Origin of the sequence: Acinetobacter sp. BY419, assembly GCF_019038395.1 — a bacterium.
Taxonomy (GTDB): Bacteria; Pseudomonadota; Gammaproteobacteria; order Pseudomonadales; family Moraxellaceae; genus Acinetobacter.
This window is the reverse complement of the sequence record NZ_JAGFXZ010000002.1, coordinates 39,805-57,576: the sequence shown is the minus strand read 5'-3', so window position 1 is coordinate 57,576 and position 17,772 is coordinate 39,805. Positions and strand designations below refer to the sequence as shown.

The window sequence follows — 17,772 nt, the reverse complement described above, 5'->3', positions numbered from 1 at the left end:
TATTTAAATTCAATAATTTAATTAAAAAATATTCTTTACAGTCCAATATTAATCATATCCTTCAACTACTATCGCCTAACTTGTTTCTGAGGCGTGACTGTCCCTTAATAGCATCAAATGCAAGTCGATTGAATGGACATTCGCTATGAGCAATACTAATTACACTTCTGAAGTGGCAATCCTGGGCGCCGGCCCTGTAGGCTTAACCATTGCTAACTATCTGAGCAAGCAAGGCATAGCTGTCACAATTATCGAGCAACTGGATAGTTTGATTGATTATCCACGTGCCATTGGGATCGATGATGAATCCTTGCGTACCATTCAATCTTTAGGTTTAGTTGATCAAGTCTTACCGCATACTACACCGAATCATGCAATGCGGTTCCTGACACCGAAAGGCCGCTGTTTTGCAGACATTCAGCCTTTAACGCGTGAGTTCGGTTTCTCGCGCCGTAATGCTTTTATTCAACCCCAAGTCGATAATGTCCTGCTTCAGGGCTTAAAACAATATAAAAATACGCAGGTGCTGTTTTCACGTCAATTGACTCATTTTAGTCAGCACGCCAAAGGCGTAACACTCAACCTGCAAAATAAAGATGGCGATGCAGAAATAGTTCGCGCTCAATACCTGATTGCCTGTGACGGCGGCAATTCCTATGTGCGCCGCAACCTTGGGATTGCCTTTGAAGGTAAAACTGCACCGAATCAATGGATCGTGATCGATCTTGAAAACGACCCACTGGCTACGCCGCATATCTATTTATGTTGTGACCCGGTTCGTCCTTATGTATCTGCAGCATTGCCACATGGTATTCGCCGTTTTGAATTTATGGTCATGCCAGGGGAAACACAGGAAGAACTGAGCAAACCGGAAAATATTGCCAAGCTGCTGTCTAAGGTTCTACCAAGCACTGAAGGTATCGAAGTAATCCGTCAGCGTGTTTATACGCATAATGCCCGTATTGCAGATAAATTCCGGGTAGATCGTATTTTACTGGCCGGTGATGCCGCGCATATCATGCCAGTGTGGCAAGGTCAGGGTTATAACAGCGGTATGCGTGATGCCTTTAACCTGGCTTGGAAAATGGCACTGGTTGTTCAAGGCAAAGCTGGCCCAGAACTTCTGGATTCGTACCAGATTGAACGTAAAGACCATGCCCAGGCAATGATTGATCTTTCCGTGATGGCAGGTCATGTGTTAGCGCCACCGAAAAAATGGCAGGGTTTTGTGCGTGACGGTATTGCCTATGCTCTCAACTATATCAAGCCGATTAAACAATACCTGCTGGAAATGCGCTTTAAACCGATGCCGAAATATCATGACGGCGCACTTTTGAGCAACGGAGCCAAAAACTCTCCAGTCGGCAAGATGTTTATCCAGCCTCAAGTTCAACTTGCTTCGGGTGAAACCGTGTTACTGGATGAAGTCATCGGCAATGATTTCGCGATTATTGCCTGGGGTGTCGATCCGAAATGGGGTCTAAGCCCGGAGACATTGCAACAGTGGAAAAAGCTTGGCGTAAAATTTATCCAGGTGATTCCTGCGGTGCAATTACAAAATAACCAGCGCAAACAGTATGAAGACGTTATTACGATTGGTGATATTGGCACAGATATCCGCTCCTGGTTTGGCAACACTTCCGATTCAGTGGTGATCTTGCGTCCTGACCGTTTCGTAGCTGCTCTGACTATTCCTCAAGCGATGGAAAGCACCAGCCAGCTATTGTTTAAAAAGCTCTACCTGAAATAATTTTAAGGTCACCTTTTACCACGCTTCGGCGTGGTTTTTTTGTTATGAGATATCAAGATATACAGAACGATGAACTAAATTCGGTACGCTTGAAACCAGGGGATGTCTTTCAGCGAATCTCGACGGGCCATCTGCTGTAGAAAGGGTCTGAACTCGTCAAATTCCGGTAAGATTTTCGCAGAGATGGCGAAGATTAGACAATAGGCCACATAGAGATCCGCTGCCGAGACTTGTTCACCCAGCAGATAGGGATTGGCTTGGCTTATACTCTGCTTCAGAAAAGCAAATACTGCTGCTTCATTACCGAAACTTAAACTTCTTCGGTTTTTTTCAATATTTTCTGACGAGACCTGCAAATTTTTTATATCGATATATTCGGTAAACGGCCCATGACAGAAAAACATCCATTTTAAATATGCCCCACGCTTGGGATCATCCAAAGCAGGTGCCAATCCTTTGTCAGGATATTTATCTGCCAGATAGATAAAAATGGCAGCCATTTCTGAAATGATAATTTCCTGGTCTACCAGACAGGGAACTTTTCCCATCGGGTTAATCTGGAGATACGCTTGCTGATGCATATGCTCATAGGTAACTTCTACCTGCTCAATCTGGTCTTCAATCTGCAATTCTTTCAGCAAGGGTAACAGGGTCAGACCACGTGATTGCGGGTTGTTATAGAGCTTCATCATCCTGCTTCAACCGGTTTTTTATTGTTAGATGTTCAGTATAAAGCGATTTGCAAGCCTGATTTAAAAGGATCTGCTACAGATCATTTCTGTTGCACAGCTTTTCCTAAGGGCAGATCAAATATGCAAATATTAAAAAAGATCCACACAAAATTTTTCTTTTAAAACTTTTAAAATCAGATCAATCACTACATGTTTTTGATTCTTGCGATAATTGGCATACAGTCCGATCATTGGCAAAGGTTCCAGGGTCTTTTTCACCACAATATTATCGCCAAGTAATGGAATCACATAGGCCGGCACCAGACTCCAGCCCACGCCCATTCCCACCAGATTGACATTGAGCAGGATATTGGTGGAATACTGCACCACGTTCACCTTCAATTTAGACTGTTTAAAAAACTCCTGAATCAGCTTATGCAATTGCGGTGAAGACTGCTCATCACTGATCACGAAGTCCTGATTTTCAAAACTTTTGATACTGACATAAGGCAAAGCGGCAGCCGGAGAGTCTTTCGGTATGATCAGGGTTAAAGGCTCGTCAAAAATGCGGATCGAATCAAACTCACTCAACTGCCCCGGATAACGGGTAAAGGCAATATCAATCTGTCCATTTCTTAAGGCATTAAACTGCTCTGCATCGGTCAGACTATGAAACTGCGCTTTCAGTTCAGGAAAATGCGCGCGAATATTCGGCATGATATAAGGAAAGACTTTCATTTCCGCGACCGGGACAAAACCGATATTCAGCTGATCCTGCTGTGCATTGGCGATCTGTCTGGCGGCCTGTATGGCACGCTCTGCATGTTCAAGACTCAGCAAAGCCTCTTTTAAAAATGCCTGACCAGCCTCAGTCAGCCCGACCTTACGATTATTCCGCTCCAGCAGCTGTGCACCCACCTCACGTTCCAGATCCTTGATTTGCTGGCTCAGTGAAGGCTGTACCGTATTTAATTTTTCTGCAGCACGGGTAAAGTTCAGTTCCTGCGCCACGGTAACGAAATAACGTAAATGTCTTAATTCCATTCTATAACTCCAAATTTGCCGGGCACTTACTTTGCTTTTTGGCAACATACTGACGATAAACCCATATCGTCAAAATGACGAGTGCAGCGCTCAAAACATAGGTGGTTTCAAAGCCCCAATAGGCAATCAATATTCCCATAACCACGGAACCAATCGCTAAACCCAGATCAAACAGGGTAAAGAAGGTTGAAATCGCATGTCCCATACGCTGCTTGTCAACCGACTGAATCGCCAGCGTCTGTAAACAAGGGAACAGTGAACCATAACCGATGCCAATAAATACCGCCGATAACCATAATATCCACTGATTGGAAATCAGGCTGATGATTAACAAACCAATGGCAAAGAAAACAAAAGAAGGATAAATGACAGCACTTGGCCCCTTACGGTCATAAATCTTCCCCACCCAAGGTCTGACCAGCAGCATGGACGCTGCAAAGACAATAAAAAAAACACTGGTATAAGCCAAAAGCTGCTTGGTTTCACTAAATGCCGTAATAAAACTCATGATGCCGGAATAAGCAAAAGCCGTCAGCAATGCCACAAAACTCACCGCCAAGACTTTCACTTCCAATATATCTTTCAAGCTAAACTGAATTTTTTCTGTGCTGATCGTATTCTGCTTTGGCAGCTCTGTAATCTTTAACATCCAGCAGAAAATCAAGCCCAGAGAAATCATCACTGCCAGAATGCCAAATAGAACCTTGAAGCTGGTGAACTGAATCACGGTCAATGCCAGCAATGGACCAAAAACTACCCCCAGATTGGTCGACATGACAAAATAACCCATGCCCTCGCCTTTCTGATGTTCAGGAATAAACTCATTGGCGACGGGCACGGTCACCGTGGTCAGAATACTGAACCAGATACCATGTAAAAAACGCACCAGCAACAGCGACCACATGCTATCTACCAGCAAATAGCTAAAGGCAAATAGAGCAAAAAACACGCCTGCGCCACGCATCGAGATTTTCTTGCCAAACTTTTCGATGATCATGCCCGAAAATGGCCGAATAGCAATCGAAGAAGCCAAAAATAGCGTCAGTGCCAGACCGGCCTCTTTTACCGAACCACCCAGATCTTTCATGATATAAATCGGCAAGATAGTCAGTAAGGCAAAGTAATAGACGAACAGGAAAAAATTATTGAATAAGCACAGGATAAATGAGCGATTCCATAAACGCTCTGAACTAACTGACATAATCACCAACTTTTAAGGAAATAGACCAGACTCAAGCTTGAACAGCAACAGGATGCAAGGCCAACTCAACCAGATTCTGGATATAGTGTTGATCTGGAATCCGGTTGAAAAAAATAATCTGGTAATGAATCGGACCATATAAAGTATCCAGCATCAAATCAAAAGGGTAATCCGCACGGATCTCCCCCCGTTCAATCGCCTGCTGAATCAGTTGATGGGTCTGTTGCCGACGTGGCAAGAGATATTGCTGAAAAAACTCACCTGCCAGTTCCCGATGATTGGCAATGACCACCAGCAAAGCCCGCCCTACCGGATGATTCAGCGCCTGAGATAAAAAACCGAGTTGTTGAATAAGATTGCTTTTCAGGCTTTTAGACGCATCCAGTTCAAATACTGAAGCCGTATGTTGTTTGAAAGTGTCCAGTACCAGTTCCGATTTGTGCTTCCACCAGCGATAAATTGTGGACTTGCCCACCCCGGCACGTGCTGCCACATCTTCAATGGTCAGCTGATGATATTCACATTCTGCCAGCGCATCTGCGACCGCCTGTAAAATACATTGCTGCCGTCTGGAAGTTTTCTCGTCACTATGCATATTTTTCAACTTAAGCTTTAAAATTCTAAAAACGATACGATACGTATCGTTTTATATTAAGATAAAAAACTACAAAGCTCCAGTCATCAACTAAAAATGATGCAAAAAAAAAGACCTTCTAGATGAAGGTCCTTTCTCAATCAGGATTTAACTCTGTGCATTTTTTTTATAAATACTGCATGAAGGATGATGGTTTTCTTGCAAACGCGCCACTTTACGCTGTTCTGCTGCTTCAAAACGGCAACGTTTCCAGTCATTGTTCAAGTTTAAAGCTGGAATCTGTTTGGGTTTACCATGTTCATCTACTGCCACCATCGTGAAATAACAGCTATTGGTATGACGCACGGTTCTCTTTTGAATATTCTGGGCTTCTACACGAATACCAATTTCCATCGAGGTACGGCCAACATGGTTGACGCTGGCTAGAAATGTAACCAGCTCACCGACATGAATCGGCTCTTTAAAATTCACCTTGTCTACAGATAAGGTCACGACATAACTGCCCGAATAGCGACTGGCACATGCATAGGCCACCTGATCCAATAATTTCAGAATGGTTCCACCATGAACATTTCCTGAAAAATTTGCCATATCTGGCGTCATGAGAACTGACATCGTTAACTCTGACTGGTCATCCGACACTGCTGCAATTTGATCTAAAGGGGCCATCGTTTTTTTTGAACTCTTTGAATGACAAGGTTATCGTTTATTATTATAGCTTTTTTAGTATGAATAAAATGTTCATTTCGGCAAATGAAGCATCACAATTATTGATATAGAAAATGCATCCATACATAAAAAAATATATTTAAGGGCTTAAACTCCCGAGAAGAAGCTAACTACAAATAAAGCAACAGTTATTTGTCTGGGACCGGGAGCACAGCAACTGAGAATTTTTCACTGTTTTAATATCTGAATAAAAACAATTCAGGAAAGCAGAAAATTCTCTGGGATTTAAAGCTTCACCGGTCTGAGCATTTCCTGTACAACATTCTGATAACTTAAAATTTGTTCACCATCCAAGATGGTTTCAACGGTAAAAGAACCATCCTGATGGACAGCTGTCACTGTAAAAATATAGTGTTCAAATTGTGCCAGTTTGACTTGATGTCCAATTTTAATATCCGTCATAATATTTACATCTGTTTCTTGATTTTTGTAGCTGTATTCTGGCATGAACATGGATGTTTTTGAATATTTGATCAACTTAAGTATACGAATAATAATGTTAAAATTACAATTTAGGGCGAATAAGGCTTATTTCTTAAAATAATAAATTTATAATTCAATAGCTTATATTTCAAATTAATTTTATCTTGGGTGGTAATTTCAAACCACTTATAGGTATAAGAAATTATCTGATCTTTTATAACAATTAGTTAACTATTAAAGCTGATGATCCTTGATCTTGTTTACTGAATATCCCTGTATCAAAGTTTTATAATAAGGGAATATTCAGAAAATTCTAATCACAGATTTATTGTACTTGATGCTTCTGTACCACAAACTGTGGAATGCGATGCCCCTGAGCATAATCATGTTTTTGATAAACTTGTGAAATTTCCATCAATTTTAACTGAGCAGCATCAATACCCGCCTGCATAGTCAACTCTCTGCCACGCACATCAAAAATATGACCTTTTTCACGTAAATCCGGCTGAATTACCACATCTGCATACTTTAATTCTTCATGGGCCAAACGTTGCTGCATAATATTGATATTCTGGTTAAACAGGCCCCAGACATTTGTTGTTTCAGTATGAATCGGCTGGGCCAGAATATCCACCGCAATCACAATATCTGCCCCCAGTTCACGTGCGACATTGACCGGAACCGGGCTGACCAAGCCACCATCTACATACTCTTTATTTTCAATAATGGTCGGAATGAACATACTCGGAATTGAGACTGAAGCACGCACTGCCTGTCCGGTATTGCCATAGTTAAAGACCACTTTCTTGCCTTCTTTCAGTGCTGTGGCCACCACAAACATCGGGATTTTCATGGCTTCAAGCGGTGTCTGATCTACTTGTAAATTGACATAATCTTCAACTTTCTTGCCATCAAAAAAGCCTTTTCTGGCCAGTTTGATATCACGGACATCCGTCGCTCGCATACTGAGTGCAATATTGCGCAGTTCAATGGCCGGTTTGCCACTGGCATAAATGGATCCTACGATGCTGCCCGCACTGGTACCAACGATAAAATCTGGACGAATACCTGCCTGCTCCAATACTTCCAGCGCACCAATATGCGCGTAGCCACGTGCACCACCACTGCCCAGAACTAAAGCAATCACCGGACGCTGTTGGGTTTGCTTGATCTTTTGAAAATCAATCTGATTGGGACGTGCCTGGGCTTCTCCGCGTTGTGCAGCAGGTTGCAGATGACTGATAGCCGCTTGGGCTGTCATTGGGGCTGTTTGGCAACCACTTAGGCCGAATACACCTAGTATCACCATACTCAACACATATGTCTGCATGCAGAGAATGTCCTCATTAATCTAAAGCAGCATAGTGTATAAACACCTGAATAAATAGTCTGTAGAATTTCGTAAAACTGTCATACAGTCCAGGTACTTTATCTTCATTCCCCCCCCCCATAACCGTATGGCTTCAACCTCACTGTACCGAATTTTCCTGATTTTCCTGCAACTGGGCTGTATTTCATTTGGCGGTCCGGCGGCACATTTGGTGTTTTTTCACCAAAAATTTGTGACACAACTGCAGTGGCTAAATGACACCCAATACAGTCAGCTGGTCGCTTTGGCTCAACTTTTACCCGGCCCGAGCAGCAGTCAGGTGGGACTGTCGATCGGTTATTTGCAACGGGGTTATACCGGAGCAATGATGGCATGGCTGGGTTTTACCCTGCCCTCGGTCATTCTGATGACCTTGGTGGCAGTATTGGGTCAAAGCTATTTTCATATTTTAAGCTCAAACAGCTTTCATACCATCCAGTTAATTGTATTTTCTGTAATCGCATGGGCTTTCTGGCAGATGCTGAGAAGCTTCTGTAAAACTGCTTGGCAATACGCAGTCTTAATACTCTCTGTCATATTATTGATGCTAGTTTCAGGGAGTTTTAATCAAATTCTGGTGATTATGCTGGGCGCGGTCTGTGGACTCGTGGCTGGACATTTTTCTCGATCAGGTTTAGAAAAACCTAAAGAAGTCAGTGATACTCCCCTCAGCTCGCCTTATATTCGATCTGCAGCCGCACCCTATTGGTTGCTGACATTTATGTTGCCATTTTTACTGCTGCCCTTAGTAGGCAAATTATGGGACGGATCCAACCTGCATTTTTTTGCCAATTTCTATCAGACTGGCTCGCTGGTGTTTGGCGGTGGTCATGTGATTCTGCCTTTGCTGTATCAGGACTTTGTCACCACCGGTTTGGTGAGTGCACAACCTTTTGATCTCGGTTATGCGTTTGCCCAGCTGATGCCCGGGCCTTTATTCAGTTTTGCCAGTTATATTGGTGCTTTGCTGCCTTGGACACCTTATCTCTGGCTAAATGCAATTTTAGCGACCTGTGCAATCTTTTTACCTTCATTTTTTCTGATCTTTGCAACCTTGCCCTACTGGTCATGGTTGATGCAACAGCGCTATATCCATCAGGCGGTAATGGGTATCAATGCTGGAGTGGTGGGTTTGTTACTGTATTTATTACTGGATCTTTCACAACGTTATTTTAGTTATGGCTCAGACCTGCTGTTTGTCGCGGTAATGATTGCTTTGCTACGTTCAAAACTACCGGTCTGGTTTAGCCTGATTCTGGGTTTTGTGCTTTATCAAAGTTATTTAAATTTCTTTTAAAAAATATTTTCCAGCCATAAAAAAACCCTGAATGATCAGGGCTTTTTGCTTTTTGGTGTTACCAGATATCAGATTTGATCTTGTCTTTAAACTTAGGATGGCTATCCAGCTTAAATTCAGGCTCTTTCACGCCACGCTTCAACTGACCGGTATAGTCTTTCAGTAGCATCATTAAGAATGGCATCAGCAACAAAATCGCAATCAGGTTAATACTGGCCATAACCCCCATAAACAGATCTGCCATATTCCAGATCAATGGCACACTCGCGATCGAACCGAAATACACCATCACCAATACAAATAAGCGGAAAATCAACATGACCCAACTGTTGTTATTGATGAACTGAACGTTGCCTTCGGCATAGGCATAGTTACCAATAATCGAAGAATAGGCAAACAGGAACAGAATCAGCGCCAGGAAATCATCACCCCAGGCACCAATCTGGCTTTCAAGTGCCATCTGAGTCAAAGTCACCCCTTCAAACCCTGCATTTTCATATAGACCTGAAACCAGAATAATAATGGCGGTACATGTGCAGACCACAAAGGTATCAACAAATACACCCAGCATTTGGATCAGACCCTGATTCACTGGATGCTTGGCATCAGATGCCGCAGCAGCATTCGGTGCTGAACCCATACCGGCTTCGTTAGAGAACAGACCGCGCTTAATGCCCATCATCATCGCCATAGACACCATGGCACCAAAGAAACCGCCAGCAGCAGCTTCAAACTCAAAGGCTTTAGTGAAAATAAGCTGGAAAATCGATGGCAAGATATCGTAGTTGATCACTGCAATATACAAGGCAACCGCCAGATAAAGCACAGCCATAAATGGCACGAAGCTTTCAGCGACTTTAGCAATCCGTTTAATCCCGCCAAAAATAATCACCGCAGTCATCAAGACCAGGGCCAGCCCAATCCAGGAAACTTCAAAATTAAATCCGCCTAAGGGCAAAATGACATTGGCCTGATTCCAGCCCCAAGCATGAGAGGTTGCACCAGTAATCGCATTGGCCTGAACGGCATTGAATACAAAGCCATAAGTTGTGATCAATGCAATCGCAAAGACAATCCCTAACCATTTCTGCTTCAAACCTTGGGTAATATAATAGGCAGGCCCACCACGGAATTGCTGGGTCTTACTATCCCGGACTTTAAACAGCTGTGCCAGAGAGGATTCAACTAAAGCAGAACTCATGCCCAGAAAGGCAGTAAACCACATCCAGAACACGGCACCGGGTCCGCCAATCGCAATTGCAATTGCAACACCTGCGACATTACCTACCCCGACCCGGCTGGCCAGGCCAGTAACAAAGGCCTGGAATGGCGTAATACCATGCGCATCTCTGACCTTGCCACGGCTGCCCTTCATCACTTTCATACTATGCCAGAACAAGCGAATTTGAACTGCACCTGTCGCTACCGTATAGAAAATACCGACTGCGACCAGAAATACCACCAGAAAATCCCACAAAGGGCCATTCAGGGCATGAATCCAGCCAAGTAAAGTTTCATTTAAATGATCATTCATGTCTCACCCTTATGAGCTTATGACTCACCGTATCAGGCATAAAAAATTATGCAAAAAACTTCAAAATCATCTGAATGACTGTCGCATTGATCAAGTCCACAAAGAACGCGCCACATAATGGAACGATCAGGAAGGCCTTATGCGATGCACCGTACATATTGGTAATCGCCTGCATATTGGCAACCGCGGTTGGCGTAGCACCCATACCAAAACCACAATGACCCGCTGCAAGTACCGCAGCATCGTAGTTTTTACCCATTAGGCGGAAAGTTACGAAAGCTGCGTATAAAGCCATGGTAATGGTCTGTGCACCCAGAATCACCATGAGTGGTCCTGCAAGGTCAGCCAATTGCCATAATTTTAATGACAACAATGCCATCGCCAGGTACAGTGACAATGAAGCATTACCGAAGACATCAATCGCGCGATCGAAAATCTGAACTTTGAAAATACCTTCCAGTACATTTCGCAAGAGTACACCGCCCGCCAATGCCCACACGAATGTTGGCAGTTCAAAAGCAGTACCTTTACTGAAACCGGTCATAAACTCTGCAAAGGCCAAACAGCCTGCAAATAGACCCAAAGTAGTAATCGCATTATCTGCAGTGATCAAACGGACACGATGCGGATATTCGAATTGTACGTATTCATCTGAAGTGCTATCCATTGGGGTATTGTCACGATTTTCGATCTGCTGATCGGTACGTGCAGTAGCCAGATTATGACGGTTGATCAGCAATTTGGCCAAAGGTCCGCCAATGATCCCGCCGATAATCAGACCAAAAGTCGCACTGGCCATACCCAGTACCAAAGCACCTTGAATACCATATTCAACTTCAAAAATTTCCCCCCATGCACCCGCAGTACCATGTCCACCCGTCAAGGTAATAGAACCGGCAATCAGGCCAATTAGTGGGTCAATACCCAATAACGTCGCAAGGCTCATACCTACGGCGTTTTGTAGCAGAATGAACATGGATACGGCAAACAGGAAAATTATCAGGCCGATACCGCCTTCACGCAACTTGGAAAAGTTGGCACTCAGACCAATCGAGGCAAAGAAAATCAGCATAAAACTGGTTTGTAATTCTGCACTGGTGGTAATGCTATATCCCCACAGTGAATGCACCAGCAACGAGATGATCGCGGCGACTAAACCGCCTGCAACCGGCTCAGGAATATTGTAGCGCTTTAAAAAATCGATTTTATTAACCAGGAATCGACCGAGTAACAAAACAATAACTGCGGCAATCAGGGTATAAAATGCGTTAAAAGTAAAATCCATAATTTTTTGCCCAAGATGATTTGGAATTTTTTATTTTTCTAAACGTCATGGAGGGATCTATATCTCTAGCTCACTCATGAGATGTTCATCTGGAAATATCCGGATTTAATCTATGACCTTCAGAAAAACAAAATGATTGATCATCTCTTTCAAACTTATGAATATCATCATCACGATCATATTCAACAAATGAGAGATTTATAAAAGCAACACCGTTTCTATTCCGATACTCAGTCTTTTTGGAAAATTGCAGGCAATCTTCAAATAGACATCCATGCTGGTAAAAAACTGTGTTTTAGGCTCAAAAAACATTCACTGCTTGATGAGTGCTTTCAACCTAAAGGCTTCATTCAAGCCATCTGGAATAGCGTTATTTCAAACAGATCTTGATTATGCAATGCATGAATTAAGATGAAAAGTCGTACATTATGCTGTTTCTTTGTATAAAGTTTTATTGTTTTTTATTAGCAATAGTTAATCCACCTATAAAAAATAATTATAAATTATTCTTTTTACATGAAAATTAATCTATATTTTAATTCAAAAAAAATATTAGTCTTTTATTCAAAGCAGCAGGGAACAGGAATCTTGAAATTAAATTAACTTGAATTTCAGTCAAAATAAATGCGTTCTCTGTGTGGAATTGTTATTGTGAAAGGGCCCAACCACTTGGGTTTTAAGCCATTTTTTAATTCAGAGAGTTTTTAGGATCAGATCCTATCTCGCTTAGTTAGGCGTTTTACACTCAGCGACAAGAATGCCAAATTTAATCGCCTAATTCATTTTGCTGGTGAATCACTTTTTCTCAGCTGGCTGAGAGTGAAATTTTCCTCTCCGCCTTCTGTTTGTTTAGTTTATAGTCATTGCAAACTCAATAAGGATATTCGACTGGACCTCATAATGGATCAAAACCTTGTTCACGCTGTAGATCACACCATCACCTCTCGCCATTCGGTTCGTGCTTTCTTAAAGACACCGGTGAGTACAGACACCTTAAAAGAGATATTGACAGTTGCCAGCCGCGCACCTTCAGGAACCAATACCCAACCCTGGAAAGTTTATGTGGTGACAGGCAGAAAGCGCGATGAAATCGTGCAACGTGTCTGCCAGGCACAAATACAGCTCTATGAAAATCCGGGACTTGCCGAGCAATATAAAGAAACCTTTGCCTACTATCCTGAACAATGGATCTCGCCATTTATTGAACGTCGTCGTGAAAATGGCTGGGGTTTATATGGCTTGCTAAATATCCAAAAAGGCGAAAAAGAGAAAATGGCGCGTCAGCAGCTGCGTAACTTTGAATTATTTGATGCACCTGTTGGTCTGTTCTTTACCGTACACCGTTCTTTGGCCATTGGTTCCAAAATGGATGTTTCAATGATGATCCAGAATGTCATGCTGGCAGCAAAAGCTCGCGGTCTGGACACCTGCCCTCAGGCAGCCTGGAACCATTTCCACCCGATCGTGCTTGATCTGGTCGGTGCATCTGTCGATGAAGAGCTGGTCTGTGGTATGGCATTAGGCTATGCTGATCCGGAGCAGATCATTAACAGCTTTATTACCCCGCGTGTTCCCGTAGAAGAATTTTCCGTATTTATCGATGAGTGATGCAATGAGAGCGAAGTAAATTTACTTAGCTCTCTGTTCAGTCCAGCATTTTTAATAAATATAGAGAAAGCCAGCATCTATGCATTTTTCAAGCTGGGCATCTTTATTTTAAAAATCGCCCAAGCGGAAATACAGACAAAAACCAGCATGATCAGAGCCATATTCAATAAAGCCTGCCAGATCAGAAAATTCAGTAGTACACCGCCCAACAAGCCACAGACAAATTGCATACTGCCCATAATGGCACTGGCGGTTCCTGCCCGTTCGCCCTGTTCAGCCATTGCCAGAGCCATGGCATTCGGGCCAGTAAACCCGATGGATGCCACCACGATAAACATGCCCAACAACACCCATAGTACAGAATCTACCTCCAGGCTGCCCAGCAGGATTAAAGCTGAAACACCAGCAAACTGCAGACAAGTGCCGATTTTCAGGCGCTGCAATATCGAGAAACGCCCAGCCAGATGTTTGTTCAACGTCGAAAACAGCATGATTCCAAAGGCATTGGCACCAAAGGCATACGCAAACTGTTGCTCGGTAAGTTGATAACGGTCCATCAGAATGGCCGAAGAAGCACTGATATAACAGAACATCACCGCCCCGGAAAAACAGCCGGCATAGAGCGGGCGCCTAAAGCTTTGATCCTGAAAAATGCTACGGTATAAACTCAATACCTGTCGAAAGTTCAGCTTGAGACGGCGTTCCGGCTCCAAGGTTTCTTGAAAGAAAAAATGTACACAGGCCAGGCTCAGCAGACCGCAGCCCATTAATACCAAAAAGATTGCGTTCCACTCATAAAACATCAATACCCAGGCCCCCAGACTTGGGGCGATGATTGGTGCAATTGCGGTAACAATCATCATGCTGGCAAAAGCCTGAGCTGCTGAATGCATATCCAGACGATCCCGAATGGCAGCGCGCGCCATGACTACCCCGACACAACCTCCGAGGGCTTGCAGAATCCGTGCAGCAATCAGGCTCCATTCATTCTGGGCAAAAACACACAGCAAACTCGCCACAATGTATAACCACAGCCCAAAATACAGCGGTGGTTTACGCCCAATCCGGTCACTGATCGGGCCATAAATCAGTTGTCCGACCGCCAGACCGAAGAAGTAGGCCGGCAGGCTATTGGAAACCATCTGGGTACTGACACCAAAATCTGCTGCCATGGCCGGCAAGGCCGAAAGATACATATCAATAGATAAAGGCCCGAGTGCACTCAGTGTTGCCAGCAAAACAATCCAGGACATGGCATAAGGTTGTTGTACTATTTTATTCGATGTCATAAGCATGAAGATTTAAAGCGCTAACATGCAGACAAATTAACACAGTGCATAGTATGATTTAGCCTGAAATGAAGATTTATAAATCTACTATTTTCATTAGCACATTCAGATTCAGCTATAAGACTGCAGTATAAAGGACGACCTTTGAAATCTTGGCTCACTCGCCTCAAGCAAACCACCTATAATACGACCTTGATGTATAACCTGCGCATGATGATGGCATTCGCAGGTACCGCCTTTGTTCCCTATTTCATGGGACAACAATTATTGACAATTCCACTGACTTTAGGCGTGGTCGCAGCCGGTTTAAGCGATATTGATGACCGCTTTTCTGTGCGTATTTTAAATCTGCTCTACACCTATATTGGCTTCTTTATTACCGCAGTAGGCGTATACCTGCTCTACCCTTATCCGCTGCTATTTGCCCTGGCATTAATTGTGTCCTGTATTGGCCTGATTCTGCTCGGCTCACTGGGCAGGCGCTATGCCACGATTTCCTATGGCTGTCTGGTAGTTTCAGTCTATGCCATGCTCGGGGTCGAACTGTTTGATGACTGGTATAAGCAGGCGGGCCTGCTGGTGATTGGTGCGATATGGTACGGGATTCTGTCGACTATCAGTTTCCTGATCTTCCCTGCCCGGCTGGCGCAAGACAAGCTTGCCATCTCCTATGCCGCACTCGGTGACTTTTTATATGCCAAGTCCAATCTGTTTGATGTGGACATGACGCCTAAAAGCTATCAGCAGAGCATGATTGAACTCTCGCTTGAAAATGGCAAACTGATTACCATTTTTAACGAAATGAAAACGGCCCTTCTGACCCGCCTGAAAGGTGATCGTGGGCAAAAAGATACCCGTCGCAGTCTGCAATATTATTTTGTGGCACAGGATATTCACGAACGTGCCGATTCGGCGCATATTGATTATCAAAAACTGGCCAAGATTTTCCAGCATAGCGATATTCTGTTCCGCTTTCAGCGCATTATGTCGATCCAGGGCAAAGCCTGTAAGGATCTGAGTGAAAGTCTGCTGCTGCGCAAGCCTTATGTGCATAACAACCGTTTCAAACATGCATTTGATAACCTTCGCCTGTCTCTGGAGAAATTACGTCAGGATCAGCATTATGACCAGGCCTGGATTAATGCTTTATTTTCGCTATTTCAGAACCTGAAATCGATTGATGCGCAGTTACGAAATCTGGAAACCGAACAAAGTATCACCTCCGACCGCTCCAAACATATTGAAACCCAGCTGAAAGATGATGATCTGAAAGGCTGGGATGACATCATGGTGCGGATCAGGCAGCACCTAACACCAGAATCAGTCCTATTCCGGCATGCGATCCGCCTGTCGATTGTATTGCTGATCAGCTATATCTTTGTGCAAGTCAGCAATATTCAGTATGGCTACTGGATTCTATTGACAGCACTCTTTGTCAGCCAACCGAACTTTAATGCCACCAAACGACGTTTACGTCTGCGTATTGTGGGTACCTTGGTGGGGATTATTCTCGGTTATGCCATTCTGTATTTTGTGCCTTCCATCGAAGGACAATTATTGCTTCTGGTCATCAGTGGAATACTGTTCTTTGAATTGCGTAGTAAACAATATGCACAAGCCACCGCCTTTATCACGATTTTAGCGTTAATTAACTTTAATCTGGACGGTATGGGCTTTGCAGCTGCCGTTCCACGTATGGTGGATACGCTAATCGGTTGTGCCATTGCTTGGTTCGGGGTCAGCTTTATTTTCCCGGACTGGAAGTTCCGACGTTTGCCCCGCAGTATTGGACGAACCTTGCAGGCAGAATCTGACTATTTGAGCGAAGTGATTGAACAGTATAAATCTGGTCGTAATAATGGCCTGAAATATCGTATTGTGCGTCGTGCTGCCCACAATACCGATGCCGAGGTGGCGTCATTGATCTCGACCCTGGCCACTGAACCGGATATTGATCCGGTAGAAAAATCGCTGGCTTTTGAGTTCCTGTGTCTGAACCATACCTTTATCAGTTATATTGCGGCCCTTGGGGCACACCGGGAAAAGATTGAAGATCAGGACATCCTGAATTTAATGGACAAAGCACTTGAAGATATTCGCGGTGCATTGCTGCGAGATGAAGTATCCAACTTGAGTACACAAAACATGATTCTGAATATTCGGCAACGTCTGTCGCATGAACAGCAGGAAGATCACAAAGCTTTGATCATTTTGCAGCAACTCTCTTTAATGTTCAGTATTTTAAATCAGCTGAGCCAATTAAAACAAAGCTTAAGTCATGAGCATGATCAACAGGCCACAGCACTGGGCTCATTATAATTTGGCTGATTTTGGAACAATATACTCACTGAACGTGTACAATTAATGCTAAACTTTTTACAGTTTAAAATCTGCTAGTTTCACTATGACCGCGAAAAATTTATACGCTTATACCCTACAGCCTGTGAACTATGAAATTTCAGAAGCCGAGCAGCGTCATGCTCAGCTGGTGATCTGGCGTAGTACCAATAAAATTGGCATGAAAGCATGGCTGATCATGGGTGCTGTTGTTGCCTTATCTATTCTGGGCCTTCTTCTTCTCAAGAACTATTCAACGGTGTTCTGTTGGGTCGCGATTGTCTGTGTTGTGTTGTATTACCTGATCCGTACCTTTGGTCTGGAATGGTATGTTAAACGCAAAATGAATGAATTTCCGGTACAGGAAATCAAAGGCGTTCGTCTGGGCGTGCAACCGCATGGCATCATCATGCGCCAGAAAATGGGCATGCAGGAAGGTGTCGGTGCAATCAGCTGGAAAGACATTTACGAATGGTACAATACACCAGAATTTATGCTGGTGAATTTCAAGGTAAAAGGCCAGCAAGGTGCGTATATCCTGCCTAAACGTCTGGACAGCAAAAACTTCCCTTTTGCCACGATTCGCAAGCATCTGGAAGCAGAAGTAGGTCCAGCAAAGCAAATCTAACTGGTTCACTCT

At 43.6% G+C, this 17,772-nt stretch carries 15 protein-coding genes; 5 read left to right on the top strand and 10 right to left on the bottom strand.

Going from position 1 to position 17,772, the window contains the following annotated elements; translation table 11 throughout:
• The first annotated feature begins 145 nt into the window (after positions 1 to 145).
• Complete coding sequence (locus tag KUG37_RS01090; protein WP_216933776.1) at positions 146 to 1,750, top strand: bifunctional 3-(3-hydroxy-phenyl)propionate/3-hydroxycinnamic acid hydroxylase; 1,605 nt, start codon at positions 146 to 148, stop codon at positions 1,748 to 1,750.
• A gap of 74 nt (positions 1,751 to 1,824) precedes the next feature.
• Here KUG37_RS01090 and KUG37_RS01085 read toward each other — a convergent pair whose 3' ends face one another.
• The 7 genes from KUG37_RS01085 to KUG37_RS01055 all read right to left on the bottom strand — a co-directional run bounded on the left by KUG37_RS01085 (position 1,825) and on the right by KUG37_RS01055 (position 7,743).
• A complete protein-coding gene (locus tag KUG37_RS01085) occupies positions 1,825 to 2,439 on the bottom strand; it encodes a glutathione S-transferase family protein (RefSeq protein WP_216933982.1) in 615 nt (204 codons plus the stop codon).
• Positions 2,440 to 2,571: 132 nt separating this feature from the next.
• Entirely contained in the window at positions 2,572 to 3,465 is an 894-nt protein-coding gene (locus KUG37_RS01080; RefSeq protein WP_216933774.1) for a LysR substrate-binding domain-containing protein, read from the bottom strand.
• 1 nt (position 3,466) lies between these two features.
• Positions 3,467 to 4,666 carry an MFS transporter gene (locus KUG37_RS01075; RefSeq protein WP_216933772.1) on the bottom strand — a complete coding sequence of 400 codons (1,200 nt, stop codon included), beginning with the start codon at positions 4,664 to 4,666 and terminating at the stop codon, positions 3,467 to 3,469.
• Between the two features lie 31 nt (positions 4,667 to 4,697).
• On the bottom strand, positions 4,698 to 5,261 hold the full coding sequence (locus tag KUG37_RS01070; RefSeq protein WP_216933770.1) for a TetR/AcrR family transcriptional regulator: 564 nt from the start codon (positions 5,259 to 5,261) through the stop codon (positions 4,698 to 4,700).
• A 147-nt stretch (positions 5,262 to 5,408) separates the two neighbouring features.
• Positions 5,409 to 5,930 carry an acyl-CoA thioesterase gene (locus KUG37_RS01065; RefSeq protein ID WP_216933768.1) on the bottom strand — a complete coding sequence of 174 codons (522 nt, stop codon included), beginning with the start codon at positions 5,928 to 5,930 and terminating at the stop codon, positions 5,409 to 5,411.
• Between the two features lie 285 nt (positions 5,931 to 6,215).
• A complete protein-coding gene (locus KUG37_RS01060) occupies positions 6,216 to 6,392 on the bottom strand; it encodes a hypothetical protein (RefSeq protein WP_216933766.1) in 177 nt (58 codons plus the stop codon).
• A gap of 346 nt (positions 6,393 to 6,738) precedes the next feature.
• Positions 6,739 to 7,743 (bottom strand): patatin-like phospholipase family protein, encoded by a 1,005-nt coding sequence (locus KUG37_RS01055; RefSeq protein ID WP_216933763.1) that lies wholly within the window; start codon positions 7,741 to 7,743, stop codon positions 6,739 to 6,741.
• Positions 7,744 to 7,870: 127 nt separating this feature from the next.
• Here KUG37_RS01055 and chrA point away from each other — a divergent pair, with 127 nt between their 5' ends.
• Complete coding sequence (chrA, locus tag KUG37_RS01050) at positions 7,871 to 9,079, top strand: chromate efflux transporter (RefSeq protein ID WP_216940098.1); 1,209 nt, start codon at positions 7,871 to 7,873, stop codon at positions 9,077 to 9,079.
• Positions 9,080 to 9,137: 58 nt separating this feature from the next.
• Here the strand turns inward: chrA and KUG37_RS01045 are convergent, their stop codons facing one another.
• The gene (locus tag KUG37_RS01045; protein WP_216933759.1) at positions 9,138 to 10,613 is read right to left on the bottom strand and encodes a sodium:alanine symporter family protein; all 1,476 of its coding nucleotides are present in this window, start codon (positions 10,611 to 10,613) and stop codon (positions 9,138 to 9,140) included.
• Positions 10,614 to 10,659: 46 nt separating this feature from the next.
• Positions 10,660 to 11,898, bottom strand: a complete 1,239-nt coding sequence (gene gltS / locus KUG37_RS01040) for a sodium/glutamate symporter (protein ID WP_216933758.1) — start codon at positions 11,896 to 11,898, stop codon at positions 10,660 to 10,662.
• Between the two features lie 900 nt (positions 11,899 to 12,798).
• On the opposite strand from gltS, the gene KUG37_RS01035 reads away from it, so the two are divergent.
• The gene (locus KUG37_RS01035; RefSeq protein ID WP_216933756.1) at positions 12,799 to 13,506 is read left to right on the top strand and encodes a nitroreductase; all 708 of its coding nucleotides are present in this window, start codon (positions 12,799 to 12,801) and stop codon (positions 13,504 to 13,506) included.
• Between the two features lie 77 nt (positions 13,507 to 13,583).
• Here the strand turns inward: KUG37_RS01035 and KUG37_RS01030 are convergent, their stop codons facing one another.
• Positions 13,584 to 14,801, bottom strand: a complete 1,218-nt coding sequence (locus KUG37_RS01030; protein ID WP_216933754.1) for a multidrug effflux MFS transporter — start codon at positions 14,799 to 14,801, stop codon at positions 13,584 to 13,586.
• Positions 14,802 to 14,939: 138 nt separating this feature from the next.
• Between KUG37_RS01030 and yccS the strand changes: the two genes are divergently transcribed.
• Positions 14,940 to 17,114: a YccS family putative transporter gene (gene yccS / locus KUG37_RS01025; RefSeq protein ID WP_216933752.1), complete on the top strand. Its 2,175-nt coding sequence runs from the start codon at positions 14,940 to 14,942 to the stop codon at positions 17,112 to 17,114.
• An 85-nt stretch (positions 17,115 to 17,199) separates the two neighbouring features.
• A complete protein-coding gene (locus KUG37_RS01020; RefSeq protein WP_216933750.1) occupies positions 17,200 to 17,760 on the top strand; it encodes a YcxB family protein in 561 nt (186 codons plus the stop codon).
• Positions 17,761 to 17,772 lie beyond the last annotated feature (12 nt).

What these genes read in the sequence shown, in the direction of transcription:
- KUG37_RS01090 (WP_216933776.1), top strand. Translation starts at nt 146, where the DNA reads ATGAGCAATACTAATTACACTTCTGAAGTGGCAATCCTGGGCGCCGGC.
- KUG37_RS01085 (WP_216933982.1), bottom strand. Translation starts at nt 2,439, where the DNA reads ATGAAGCTCTATAACAACCCGCAATCACGTGGTCTGACCCTGTTACCC.
- KUG37_RS01080 (WP_216933774.1), bottom strand. Translation starts at nt 3,465, where the DNA reads ATGGAATTAAGACATTTACGTTATTTCGTTACCGTGGCGCAGGAACTG.
- KUG37_RS01075 (WP_216933772.1), bottom strand. Translation starts at nt 4,666, where the DNA reads ATGTCAGTTAGTTCAGAGCGTTTATGGAATCGCTCATTTATCCTGTGC.
- KUG37_RS01070 (WP_216933770.1), bottom strand. Translation starts at nt 5,261, where the DNA reads ATGCATAGTGACGAGAAAACTTCCAGACGGCAGCAATGTATTTTACAG.
- KUG37_RS01065 (WP_216933768.1), bottom strand. Translation starts at nt 5,930, where the DNA reads ATGGCCCCTTTAGATCAAATTGCAGCAGTGTCGGATGACCAGTCAGAG.
- KUG37_RS01060 (WP_216933766.1), bottom strand. Translation starts at nt 6,392, where the DNA reads ATGACGGATATTAAAATTGGACATCAAGTCAAACTGGCACAATTTGAA.
- KUG37_RS01055 (WP_216933763.1), bottom strand. Translation starts at nt 7,743, where the DNA reads ATGCAGACATATGTGTTGAGTATGGTGATACTAGGTGTATTCGGCCTA.
- chrA (WP_216940098.1), top strand. Translation starts at nt 7,871, where the DNA reads ATGGCTTCAACCTCACTGTACCGAATTTTCCTGATTTTCCTGCAACTG.
- KUG37_RS01045 (WP_216933759.1), bottom strand. Translation starts at nt 10,613, where the DNA reads ATGAATGATCATTTAAATGAAACTTTACTTGGCTGGATTCATGCCCTG.
- gltS (WP_216933758.1), bottom strand. Translation starts at nt 11,898, where the DNA reads ATGGATTTTACTTTTAACGCATTTTATACCCTGATTGCCGCAGTTATT.
- KUG37_RS01035 (WP_216933756.1), top strand. Translation starts at nt 12,799, where the DNA reads ATGGATCAAAACCTTGTTCACGCTGTAGATCACACCATCACCTCTCGC.
- KUG37_RS01030 (WP_216933754.1), bottom strand. Translation starts at nt 14,801, where the DNA reads ATGCTTATGACATCGAATAAAATAGTACAACAACCTTATGCCATGTCC.
- KUG37_RS01020 (WP_216933750.1), top strand. Translation starts at nt 17,200, where the DNA reads ATGACCGCGAAAAATTTATACGCTTATACCCTACAGCCTGTGAACTAT.